The 11,022-nt window shown below is 42.0% G+C and carries 10 protein-coding genes; 8 read left to right on the top strand and 2 right to left on the bottom strand.

Going from position 1 to position 11,022, the window contains the following annotated elements; translation table 11 throughout:
• The first annotated feature begins 413 nt into the window (after positions 1-413).
• Positions 414-632, top strand: a complete 219-nt coding sequence (locus MKY41_RS10445) for a hypothetical protein (protein WP_340744951.1) — start codon at positions 414-416, stop codon at positions 630-632.
• Positions 633-854: 222 nt separating this feature from the next.
• Here MKY41_RS10445 and MKY41_RS10440 read toward each other — a convergent pair whose 3' ends face one another.
• Positions 855-4,076 carry a hypothetical protein gene (locus MKY41_RS10440; protein WP_340744950.1) on the bottom strand — a complete coding sequence of 1,074 codons (3,222 nt, stop codon included), beginning with the start codon at positions 4,074-4,076 and terminating at the stop codon, positions 855-857.
• A gap of 54 nt (positions 4,077-4,130) precedes the next feature.
• On the opposite strand from MKY41_RS10440, the gene MKY41_RS10435 reads away from it, so the two are divergent.
• Positions 4,131-5,027: a tyrosine-type recombinase/integrase gene (locus MKY41_RS10435; RefSeq protein WP_340744949.1), complete on the top strand. Its 897-nt coding sequence runs from the start codon at positions 4,131-4,133 to the stop codon at positions 5,025-5,027.
• 147 nt (positions 5,028-5,174) lie between these two features.
• Here the strand turns inward: MKY41_RS10435 and MKY41_RS10430 are convergent, their stop codons facing one another.
• On the bottom strand, positions 5,175-5,762 hold the full coding sequence (locus tag MKY41_RS10430; protein WP_340744948.1) for a hypothetical protein: 588 nt from the start codon (positions 5,760-5,762) through the stop codon (positions 5,175-5,177).
• 264 nt (positions 5,763-6,026) lie between these two features.
• On the opposite strand from MKY41_RS10430, the gene MKY41_RS10425 reads away from it, so the two are divergent.
• The 6 genes from MKY41_RS10425 to MKY41_RS10400 all read left to right on the top strand — a co-directional run bounded on the left by MKY41_RS10425 (position 6,027) and on the right by MKY41_RS10400 (position 10,960).
• Positions 6,027-6,278: a hypothetical protein gene (locus MKY41_RS10425; protein ID WP_340744947.1), complete on the top strand. Its 252-nt coding sequence runs from the start codon at positions 6,027-6,029 to the stop codon at positions 6,276-6,278.
• A gap of 210 nt (positions 6,279-6,488) precedes the next feature.
• Positions 6,489-7,808 carry a S8 family serine peptidase gene (locus MKY41_RS10420; protein ID WP_340744946.1) on the top strand — a complete coding sequence of 440 codons (1,320 nt, stop codon included), beginning with the start codon at positions 6,489-6,491 and terminating at the stop codon, positions 7,806-7,808.
• Between the two features lie 301 nt (positions 7,809-8,109).
• Positions 8,110-8,802, top strand: a complete 693-nt coding sequence (locus MKY41_RS10415; RefSeq protein ID WP_340744945.1) for a dual OB domain-containing protein — start codon at positions 8,110-8,112, stop codon at positions 8,800-8,802.
• 37 nt (positions 8,803-8,839) lie between these two features.
• On the top strand, positions 8,840-9,274 hold the full coding sequence (locus MKY41_RS10410) for a DUF488 family protein, N3 subclade (RefSeq protein WP_340744944.1): 435 nt from the start codon (positions 8,840-8,842) through the stop codon (positions 9,272-9,274).
• A gap of 9 nt (positions 9,275-9,283) precedes the next feature.
• Positions 9,284-9,730, top strand: a complete 447-nt coding sequence (locus MKY41_RS10405) for a DUF488 domain-containing protein (RefSeq protein ID WP_340744943.1) — start codon at positions 9,284-9,286, stop codon at positions 9,728-9,730.
• A 333-nt stretch (positions 9,731-10,063) separates the two neighbouring features.
• A complete protein-coding gene (locus tag MKY41_RS10400) occupies positions 10,064-10,960 on the top strand; it encodes an HNH endonuclease (RefSeq protein WP_340744942.1) in 897 nt (298 codons plus the stop codon).
• Positions 10,961-11,022 lie beyond the last annotated feature (62 nt).

The following is an 11,022-nucleotide window of genomic DNA, read 5'->3' as shown; positions in this document are numbered from 1 at the left end:
CTTAGATTCCTTTGGCCCCCTTTGCAGCCGACGATACTGCGTCGCCATAGACCTCCCAGAAGCCCGACTAGATGCCCGGGCAAGTCTACGGCTGAGCTGGGAATGGCTGATGGAGTCAGTACCAATCTCCTTCTACAATTCATCCACTGCCCGGATGCCGATCTCAATCCCGCGTAGGTTTCTCCAATTACACAGGTTCGCCATGACGAAGACCTTCACCACGGTGAAATCCGTCAGTTTCCTGGCCCGATAATTCAATAAGGGACAGGCAAGTTCGTTGGTTGGCAGAAGTGCTAAGGTTTGACGCGAAAGACGAATTATCGGTTTACACTTATCATAGTTTGGGTAGCTTCTTTTGTAAGTGTAAGGGAACAGAGGTAACTGTCTATTCCCTTCCTACAGTAGGAGCTTTTTTGCGTGGGGCCAAGCGTCAAGGCATCCTTCGGATCATCGACGGAACCTATGTCAAACTTCCGGATATCGGCAGTCTTCTGAGGAATTGCAAACGCCGTCGCCGGAAAAGCAGGGGCAGGCAGAAGGTGCCCGAGCGCATTCCGATTGAAATTCGATTTGGGGAAGACGTAGCCATCGTCGACCCGATCGCCAAGGAACATTTCCTGAAAAAAAGATAATTTTTTTGAAGAGATGTCTACATTTTGGGAAGGGCTCTTCTTTTTAGTTTTTGATTTGGTTCAATTTTCATTTTTTGTACTTTAATTGAATCTGCGCAACGCTAGTGGGCACCGAACTTAATTTTAGGAATTAAAAAGGCCCTGCAGAGATTTCTCTCTACAGAGCCTTTCCTCAGTCAGACGCAAATTATCTGAATTACTTCAGAACTTGGCACTTGAACTTCACTCTACGACAATTACGAAATCAGAAGCTTGAGATACGTTTCCTTTAGCATCCTCGATGTCAACTACTACTGGTCCAGTTACCGAGAATACAATATCCGTAATTGTAACACCTGATTCAAAGCTTACTGCAGATGGAGTAGTTAAAGTCATAGTTACGACTTTACCAGTTGCGGACACTGAAGTCGCTGCGACAGTTCCAGTACCACCAAGAGCAGTATTGAAATCAATATCAGCAGTAATAGCTGAATTGATATTAACATTTTCACTGAAAGTTAGTGTTAGTACTTCAGTGACGTCATTGTAGACAGCCTTGACTACTTTAGGTGCTGTAACATCTACAGCTGCTTGCAATGCCCCATTAAGAGCTGCTGATTGTCCAAACCCAACTCCACTATTTGCTGCTTCTGCTGCATTAGCTAAATCAAGCAATGCCGCCTCTCTTGCAGTCGCATTCGGCAAAGCATTATATCCTGTTAGATCTAAGCCTAGGACTGCTGCATTATCCTTGATAGCCTTTTCAGCTGCTGCGTAATTAGCCGGATTTTGAGTAGCGTCTAAAGCTAGAAGTTTTGTATTAACATCTAACATAGCTGCAGTGACTGCATTACTATTAAGATTATTCTTGGCAGTTGCAATAGCATTTGTGATAGCAGTATTGAATACTGTTGCGTTAGCATCAATATTACCTGCAGTCAAACCGCCAACAACAGATAGAATCTCATTTTGAATTGCAGTATTTGTTTCTGCTCGTAGAGCTGCTACGCTTGATTCCGCACCAGCAACTTTACCAACTGCTGTTACAAGATCAGCATATGTTGCACCAGTTGCATTAGCAGCAGTGACAACATTTGCTACATTCACTGTACGAATTTCATCAGCAACAAAACTATTTAAAGAATCTGCGTTGGCAAATGCACCATTTGCTTCTACATTGGTAGCCACTATAGTTTGATCAGCATCAGATAAAGCAGCGAATGCTGGAATTTGACGTAATGCAACTTTAACTTGAGTTACACTTCCGCTTTCGATTGCAATATTCACATTATCTAATAATGCAGTACCTGTTTCTCCACCTGTAGCAGCATTAACAATCTTAAACGTAATCACACCATCACTATCTTTAAAATAGTGAATTACAGTAACATTTTCAACGATTTCGTCAGCAAACTGATTGAAGCCTAGACTTCTATCAGATGTACCACGAGCATCTATATAACGAACTTTACCTGCATCGTACTCATCTTTAAAGTTAAGTTCTGCTTTACCTTGGAATGTGATTTTCTTGTCATCACGTTTAAACTTCGTAACAAGACGTGTTTCAGAGTCGTTCAAATCACCTGAAGACTTGAATGTCGCTTTTGCTACTTTACTTTCTGACAATGTAACTGTTGTATCTTTATCATTTCGTTTTTCTGTTGCTTCACCGTAAGCAGTTACTTCAACAGTTGCAGATTGACCATCTACAGACGCTACAAAGATACTAGCAGCATTTACATGATATCCTAAGTCAATAGATTTAAGTGTAGTTGTACGTTTTGTAGAAATAACTGTTCCTTTATTGCGGTTGTCATCTGATTTATCAGCTAGGTAGTTATCTAGGTATGCTTTGTCTGTAAAGACAACAACGTCTTTTGTACCTGTGTTTTCTACTTTAAACGTAGCTTTTCCTTTTTCTACCTTGCTAGGAGCAATTGTTTTGCCACTTTGGTTTGCAACCGTGAATTTGAATTCCGCGCCGTTTGTACCAGCGTTAATTGTACGGTTGTCTTTAATTTGAGTAGTTGTTCCAGGCTCGTAAACTTTCAATGCACTTCCAGCAACTTTTTCTGTTGCGAAGTAAGTCATTGCAGCTTTCTTAAAAGGCTCGCCTTCTTCAAGAACGCCTTGTTTATTGTCACTTGAATTAATATCAATCCACATTACAGGTGTTGCATAGTCTTTGTCACTACCAACAATTTTGAACTCTCCTTCACCTTTTGAGTTCAATTCAACAGTAATTTGTTGCTTGTTTGAACCAGCAGTGAATTTAGATTTCCCTACTAAGTCTTCATCGTAGTAATCTGTCCCTTTTTCCGAATCAGCATTTACAATGAACTTAGCATCTGTATTTGTAGAAATAACACGATCAAGTACTTCATCCAATCCAACATTTACAACTTCATTTGCAGCGGCTTTACCGTTTTCATCTTTTACAACAATTTTGTAAAGACGACCGTTTTTCTCACCTTCTGCAGCTTCTTCTGCGCCATCACGAGTGATTTCAAGCTCGTATTTCGCGTGAATTGCGCCAAATGTCAATTCTTTCGCAGTAACTTGAAGCTCTGTGCGGTGAACTTTTTTATTGTCTTTTTCATCTCCACCAATGTAACCACCATCGTCGATGAATGCAACTGGGGTTGCTTTTGTATTTGTTCCAGATACTGTGAATGTAGCTACACCGTTAATATCTGTTTCTACAAAATGAGATTTCACTTGATCATTTGTTGTTTGGTATACTTCGTTACCATCTACAGTTGCTTTTGTTAACTTGTTCACTGGAACGTCTACGTTTTCAGCAAAAGTGATGTAGATTTTTTTGTTTTGGATTGCTTTACCTGTTTTAGGATCTTTGTACGTCACTTTATACTTCTTGTTTTCTCCATTGTTTAAAGAAGCATCTTTATTATCGTCTTCTTCAAGGGAAAGGATTGTGTCTACACCCCAATGTACTGTTGCATAGTCACGAACTGTAGGTGCACCTGTTGGGTAAACCGCTACTTCGTCGATACCTGCTGCATATTGTGAGTAAGAGAATGTTGCAATTCCTTCAGCGTTAGTAACTGCTTCGAACACTTGGTCTTTGTTAAGAGTGTCACGAGTATCTGCTTTCACGTTGAACGTTACAGGAATACCAGCTTGTTTCACGCCTACATCAGCAGAAACGATTGCTTGTTGACCCACTTTACCTTGTACGGAATGAGTAGTGATATCAATTTTAGTAGGAACGACTGCAGAAATACCTTCGAATGTTCCGATTGCATTGTCATTCAAAGAAACGATGTATTTCTCTCCGCCTTTTTGAACAGCAGTCGTCAATACAACTGTTTTGTTGTCGGATTGTTTAACAGCCGCATTCGAAACTGTTAGACCGTCGATTGTGAAGTTCAAAGAGTTAAGGTTCTCAACTGCATCTTTGAAAGTTACTTCAACCGTAGTAGCGTTAACCGCCTTAACCAACACTGTTGCATAAAACTCTCTCGAAAAGATAAGACTACCAGATAGGGAGGGATGGGAGTGCTTGTTGATCATAAAACAGCTAATTTGACGATGCCTAAAGCACTGCAAATTTTTAATAATTGGGCAAGGTTGCGTGGATTGAGTGCGGAAACTATGCGTGGGTATGAGGTAGACAGCCGTCAGTTTGTTAAGTGGTATGGCGGGCTTGGGCTGGGTTTAACGGAAGTGACAAGTGATCATATCGAGGGGTTTGTTCAGTATTTGATTGATCAACGCGGCTGTAAGGCGACATCTGTGAATCGAAAGTTGAATACGTTGGATCGGTTTTTCTATTGTTTAAAGAAGAAGGGATGGGTACCGAATAATCCAGTGGATGAGGTTGAACGGTTGAAAACAACGGAAACCGAACGCACTTATTTGAATCCCTGTGAAATACAGGCGATGCTTTCTCATATCGCTCATCCGATTCTTTACTTTTTTGTATGCACTATGGTCCATACCGGAATCCGGGTGAGTGAATGCAGGAATCTACAAGTAACTGATGTGGACATCGAAGAACGGAGGATTCGGATTCGAAATGGGAAAGGGGGGAGGCATCGGATCGTGCCGATTGGACCGAAACTGCAGGAGGAGCTCATATTCTATTTGCAAAGACATCGCCCGCATACGGAATCTACTCGTTTTTTTGCTCTTGAGAAAACCGGATCGGTCAGTACACAATATGTCAATCAGATATTGTGGAAGGCTGGACGAAAGGCGGGGATTACCAAGCATGTGACCAGTCATACGTTGCGCCATTCATTCGCCAGTCATTTAGTTAGACAAGGTACCCATATAGCCGTAAATCAAAAACTGTTGGGCCACGCCAACCTCAAAACGACTTCCATTTACCTGCATATCCAACAAGACGAAATGAAAGCTGCTGTTGAGAATTTAGATTTTACACAGGGATGAATTAAAATTGCATGCAATAGCGATGAACGAATAAGAGAGTCTTCTTATCGAGAGATCGATGAGAGGGCTTTTTTTGCTACATAGGAACAAACCAAGGTGTAATTAATACCGGTTCCTTACAATTAATTGCGGAGCGACCGCCGCTCTCTATGGTCTTAAATTATTAAAGGGATTTCCATCAGGGTTGCTTCTGTAGTAGCCATCCTCCCCGCCCCTCCAATATCCCTCGACTGTTGTGCCATCAGACCGCTCATAGCCGTCTACCCAATGGGGCTCCACATGATGAATTCCATTACTATCCATGGGCGCAGTCTCGTATGAACCATCCCCGCCGTAATAATCCGTTATATAGGTTGAATCTTCAACAGGGATGCTCTCAAAAAATTCATAAACCAGGGAACCGGCTACTAGCCAAAAAGTTGCGCCAAAGCTGAAAATTGCTATCTGTGATGACCAATTTTTCAGGACATATAAAGGATATAAAGAGTTAAATTGACTTACGGCAATCTCCGCTTTCCGAAAGAGTTCTCTTTGCTTTTTCTTACGGAAGCTCATAAAAAAATGCTTTGAATAATAGGAGGCATATTCTATTTCTATTTCTTCGGCTACTTTGGAATAAGGCCTAAGCATACATAAAGACAATAAGGAACACAGGATGAAAATAGCAGCTGAAATTATGTAGAGCTGTTGATACCATACATCCTCTCTCCACAAATCAATGATCCACGCCATCATACCCACCGCTCTCTCCTGTGCTTTACGTACTGTTATATAAATTCAGTATAACAGGATTAGTAAGAGAGTAAATATTATCCGTAATTAATCGTATAGCTTCTAAAAAAGTTCAGATAACAGCAATAGGTAGTAAAGACTGAACGCGATGTCATGATCCAGGTTCCAGTCTCGTTGTTGAATAGCGTCTTTGCCAAAACTATCTAACCTTTACATTATCGGAACTTGAAATCTAATACCTTCAACAGTGATGGAGCCTACATTGCATTGAAAAAGTACAATTTCCCGCTAAAAGGATATACAGATAAGACGGCTCGGAACAAGCCGATCACCCGCGGCACTGTCGCCCAAATTTTGTCCAGCAGCCAAGTAGGGCCAAACGATGTGAAGGGAGCGTACAACTTTTTAGTTAAGCATCATCTAACAAACAGCCCATCTTTTGAGGCATATAATGCAACAGGAGGGTTAAAGAAATCCCATATTTCTTCTTCTTTAAACGAATGGATGCAGCTGGTTTGACCGAATTGAAATAAAACAGGAATTTTAACAGCCCTCATGATCGGTTTTATTCAGAGGGTTGTTTTGTATGGAGAACAACAGCTCTGAACATACTCCAAACATTTTTCATATGGCCGTTGTTGCAATTACCTTGAAAGGAAGGTACCTAAATATATTTACATTTAAACCGATACATAACGTAGAAACAATAGATTTTGAGGTGTTGTATTGATGAAGAACTTTTTTTCAATTGTCCTGTTTTTACTGGTGATACTTTACGCCTCTCCCGCATCGGCGGAGGAGACGAACCGGGTTATTGTCCAAGTGACGGATGATAAAGGAAATCAGGCTGTTGATAGTGTTTTAATTGAAGAAGTCGGTGAACTGGAAAGAGTGAAAATTCTACAACCGGATTATATCCGTTTTATTAGTTTACAAGAAAGTGGTGCGGAAACGAAATCATGGGGGATGATTCGGATTGGGGCACCGCGTATGAAAACAATGACCAGCTCCATTGAAGGAAGTGTGGTTGTTGCTATCATTGATACAGGCGTCGATTACACGCATCCTTTTTTGAAAGATAGGATTGTGGACGGATATGATTTCCTTGATAACGATACGAACCCGATGGACAAGCATTTCCATGGCACCCATTTAGCAGGCATCATTGCGGATACGACCCCGGCGAATGTGAAAATCATGCCCATTCGTGCGATGGATGCCGAAGGGAGAGGATATGATTCAGATATTGCGACAGGTATCCGTTTTGCAGTAGATAACGGAGCGGACGTCATCAATATGAGTTTCCTGGGTGAGGATTATTCCCCATTCTTGGCTGAAGCGATTGATTATGCTCTTTCAAACAACGTGCCGGTCATCGTTGCTGCGGGCAACGAGAGCGCGGATACGGACAATTTCTATCCCGCTTCCGAAGAGAAAGTGATCGTCGTCTCCGCAACCGACAAAATGGATCATATCGCCGATTTCAGCAATACAGGAAATTCCATAGATGTATCGGCACCCGGAATTGACATCTATTCCAGTGTGCCCGGAGGTCGATTTGCCAGCTATAGCGGAACATCGATGGCAGCTCCTTTTGTGAGCGGCCTTGCCGCAATGCTTAAACTCGAAGATCCCATGCGATCAGTTGAAGAAATCGAAGGTTTGTTAAAGAGATATGTCGATGACCGCGGAGCCATTGGATGGGACCCTCTTTTCGGGGAAGGGATCGTCAATGTAACGGGCTACGAGCAAGTACAAGTCATTCAAGACGGCACTGCCACGACATTTGTCCCTTTTCCAGAACAGCGGAGTGTTCCGTTGGATGCCAATTGGACGATTACATTCGATCGCCCCTTGACCGAGGGAGATGTCGTTGACATTAAAGTGCTCCGAGGCAACAAAGAAGTGCCAATCACACGAACTTTCAGCGGTGAAAATGAAATCATGATTGCTCCGCTTAAGCCGTTGCTTCCAAACACCGCTTACAGGTTTTTACTCTTTGTTGAACACGGCATGGACTATGAAATGAAGTTCGTGACGGGAGATTAAACGATTTCACCAGCTTGATAAGAAGGCAGTGATGAAAAAACGACCGAATGGGGGGAAGCCCCTTTCGGTCGTTTTCGCTATGTTGAATGCTAGCATCGTTTTGGTTTTATTACTGAGTCCTTTATTCAATGGATCCAGTATGGTGTCTTTTAACAAATGAGTGGAAGATATTTCAAGTTGACTAGAATAATAGAAGTAGGTCTATTTGTTGATTTAATATCAAGAATAATGTAAAGTTTTAGATAAATAGTAATAGGAGAGGGAAGTGAACAAATTTTTAAAGGGGAAAGAGGGATTGTAGATGAATAAGACTTTTAGATTTTTAATTCTTGCTGTAACAAAGACGTATGGTGGATATTGTATCGCTGGAATGGATAAGAAGGGGAAATGGATTCGTCCGTTACCAGTTGGGGCAGGGAAGTTTTGGGGAATTTCATTGGATGCAAATAACACAAGTAGATATATCAAAGTCGGGGACGTTTGGGAGATTAGTCAGTATGAAAAAGAATATGACCCAACCTCTCCTGGTCACACTGAGGATATTCGTCTTAAGAGTAAACCCATTTATATAGGTTCACTTTCAAACGATCAATTAGTCAAGTTTGTGAACAATCATCAAGAGTGTAAAGAAGAGTTAGAACTTACCCTTAATGCAGACTCTAGGTCTCTTTGTTTAATCAAAGCAAGTGAATTTCGTAATTTTATGGATAGAAGCACTTATGATGGCAGGGAAAGTCCTCGAATGACATTTGAATTTCAAGGTAAAACATATCGAAATACGACTACGAGTACAACGGGTTTCCCAATTACGGATTTAAAGTGGCGTGCATATACGATACAAAGAAAAGAGACCCAAAACAACTTTGATGATACTTTTATCTGTATTGGCCTGGCTCGAATAGAGAAAAAGAAAAACATTACTAGGGAGTATCCGATGGTTATAAGTGTTATTACAAATCCGGAAGTGCCTTTGTTGCCGACGTATCCGAACTGATGGTAAGATGGAAATACAAACAGTGGGGTGATAAGCTTTGAAACAATTCAACCCGACAGGGAAGCTGTATACATCGAATCCATCCGGTTTGAAATATATAAAAGAAGATGTAGAGTTATGGCAAATCATGCGCGCTGGGCATGAAATACCAGATGCATTACGAGTACAGGAATTATCACCCTCAGACGAGTTATTTCAAACCTATTTAAGGGCATGGAGAAATAAGCCACCGAAGGAATGGTGGCCATTTTATGAACAAAGATTTAAAAAGGAAATGCAGAGTGAAGAAGTGCTTAAAGGGCTTCGAGCTGTTTATAAACGACTTTTGCTTGGTCGGAATGTTGTGTTGATTTGTTTCTGTGATGATCACCGAATTTGCCACCGTCGACTAGTCGGTGAGTTCTTTGAACCCTATGGTGTAAAAGCAATTGAATTGAATCCGGTTAAAACGGAACAAATATCTCTTTTTTAGGAGAATGATATGTCAAATATAATATGTACAATTGGCTTTTCAAAAAAATCCTTGAAGAAATTTGTTAACCTACTTCAAGATGCGAGTGTAACAAAACTTGTCGATACAAGATTAAATAATACATCCCAACTAGCTGGTTTTTCAAAAAAAGATGATCTTGCATACATCTTGGAACTAGTCGGGATTCATTATGTTCATGAACCGTTAATGGCACCGACACAAGATATACTAAAGGGATATAAAAATAAGGAAATGACATGGAAAGAATATGAAGTTGCATACAGTAATCTTCTTGAGAAAAGAGATATTCTTTCGCTTGCCAAGAGCTTAATGGTTGGAGAAAGAGTTTGTTTTTTATGTAGTGAGGAAAAGCCAGATTATTGTCACAGACGTCTACTTGCAGAGTATGTTCAATCAAATGCTGAAGAAGAAATAAAAATCCAACATCTTATTTGAATCTAAAGTTGCGTTCCTTAAATTGGCTGTATTTTGAATAACATAGGGTAATTACTCTGAAGCATTCGATGTGACATCACACCGAATGCTTTTTTGAGCTAGGCAGCACTTTTCTCTAATGAGTGAAACTTCCTGATGTGTTGTTGTGGTGGGGGCTGTTCATAAAACCACAAGTTAAATCCCCTCGGCGCACACTCTCTAGGCGATTGTGACTTGAATATTTTACGTCATATATACTAAACTGTAATTCGAAATAACTAAAAATTTCAAGGGGTATAGTGCCTATGCAGTATTCATATTTGTTATCGCAGGCACCCAAAAAGGGGTAATTGAATGAAGCTCTTTAGCAAAATCGGAAAAGGCGTGAACGCACTTGGCGGTGGACTCGTCAAAACAGGGGTTAACGCAACGGGTGCGCTCGTCAGTAAGAAATTCCCTCAAACGGGGGAGTACATCAAAGAAGTGGGGCATACCGTCGTGGTGTCCTCGCAAGCTGTCATCGCCAATACGGCTCAGTTCGTAGACGGAGCGGCGACCGGAGCTTACGGGCTGATCAAGAAGGATGACTCGAAGAAAGCGGAAGGCTGGTCCGATGTGAAAGATGCTTCAATTCAGACGGGCAAAGGTTTCGCTGGCGGCTTGGTGTACACGGGCAAGAGTATCGGACAAGCGGCAAAAGGGGCGGCATCCAAAGATAAGGAGCAATTTGTCGCGGGTATGAAAAATGTCGGCAAAGTGGCTGCGGTCGCGACGGTCGGCGTCGGCGTGTTCGATCTGCTGAATGCGAGTCCGGCCGAAGCGATGGAACTCGACACACGAAATACCAGTTTGGAAGGTATGACACATGAGACGACTGGCGTAGCATTTGAAAAATCGACGTATGAAACAGCGGATAACGGTGTCTATACCGGTGTGTTTCCTGTCTTCGATTCCGCCTTCGACGTAGAGCTGCCGGAAGATACGTATTTGATGTCTGATAGCGTCCATATCGGGATCGCCAATATGCAATTGTACGAAGCCATCCAAAACGATCCGGCGCTTGCCGATCAACTCGGATTGGATGAACAGGATATCGAAAATCTACGGTCCACGATCACGCCTGAAGGCTACGACTGGCATCACCATGAGGAACCCGGGCGCATGCAGCTCGTTGACGAAGAACAGCATAGCTTGACGGGACACACCGGCGGCCGCAACCTTTGGGGAGGCGCGACGGAGGCGAGATCGTAAAAAGGCGCCTGTGCAGCAAACAGGATTGTTTGTCGCGCAGGCACCTATTCAAATTTCCTTCG

Source organism: Sporosarcina sp. FSL W7-1349 (genome assembly GCF_038003045.1).
GTDB lineage: Bacteria > Bacillota > Bacilli > Bacillales_A > Planococcaceae > Sporosarcina.
The sequence above is the reverse complement of the archived record's forward strand: the minus strand, read 5'-3'. Positions and strand labels throughout refer to the sequence as shown.

Coding starts and splice junctions, on each gene's coding strand:
- MKY41_RS10430 (WP_340744948.1), bottom strand. CDS start 5,762: ATGATGGCGTGGATCATTGATTTGTGGAGAGAGGATGTATGGTATCAA.
- MKY41_RS10420 (WP_340744946.1), top strand. CDS start 6,489: ATGAAGAACTTTTTTTCAATTGTCCTGTTTTTACTGGTGATACTTTAC.
- MKY41_RS10415 (WP_340744945.1), top strand. CDS start 8,110: ATGAATAAGACTTTTAGATTTTTAATTCTTGCTGTAACAAAGACGTAT.
- MKY41_RS10405 (WP_340744943.1), top strand. CDS start 9,284: ATGTCAAATATAATATGTACAATTGGCTTTTCAAAAAAATCCTTGAAG.
- MKY41_RS10400 (WP_340744942.1), top strand. CDS start 10,064: ATGAAGCTCTTTAGCAAAATCGGAAAAGGCGTGAACGCACTTGGCGGT.